Source organism: Xenorhabdus santafensis (assembly GCF_033949405.1).
Classification (GTDB): domain Bacteria; phylum Pseudomonadota; class Gammaproteobacteria; order Enterobacterales; family Enterobacteriaceae; genus Xenorhabdus; species Xenorhabdus santafensis.
The window spans coordinates 1-643 of sequence record NZ_VCDN01000230.1 but is presented as its reverse complement, the minus strand read 5'-3'; the positions used below and the strand labels follow the sequence as shown (position 1 = coordinate 643).

At 51.2% G+C, this 643-nt stretch carries 1 pseudogene; it reads right to left on the bottom strand.

The features are described 5' to 3' along the window. A pseudogene (locus FE392_RS22380) lies at positions 1-643 on the bottom strand (invasin domain 3-containing protein); the annotation flags it as partial.

Sequence of the window (643 nt, the reverse complement as noted above, 5' to 3'; positions counted from 1 at the left end):
TGCTGTCTTCATTGTCAGCCGACAACACGTTTGTCGCCGGGGTAAAGACCGAACCTTTGGTATCCACAATTTCTGCCAGAGACTGACCAAAGACTATCTGAGTTGGTTTCAACTCTTTGCCGTCCACCACAGGCGTGATTTTCAGCGTGCCTTTTTTCTTGCCGGCGATCACTTTAGCCTTGTAAATCCCGCTACCGGCCGGATCTTCCTTGATATCAGTGACTCGCGGATCAGGTGTTTCGCCGTACAGCTCGCTTTTGTCTTCCGTCAACTTGATTTTGTCGACCGCGCCGGTAATCGGCTTGCCCTCTTTGTCGATCAGTTTCAGGACGATATCGGTTTCTTCATTTTCCTTGTTCAACGTGCCGTTATCCGGTTTAAATTCGGTCTTGTCCGGATTAATCATATTGGCCAACGAATCGCCGAAATCAATCACGGTTGATGGCAATTCATGTCCGTCAACGGTCGGCTTGATTGTCCACTTTCCGTGTTTGGTGCCTGCGGTGGCCGTGACTTCATAGATGCCACTGCCTTCCGGCACTTCCTTAATTTCGGTACCCAACACCGGGTCTTTGCCGTCGCCGGTCAGTTTGGATTTATCATCCGTCAGGGAAATGCTGCTCGCGGCGCCGCTGACCGGTTT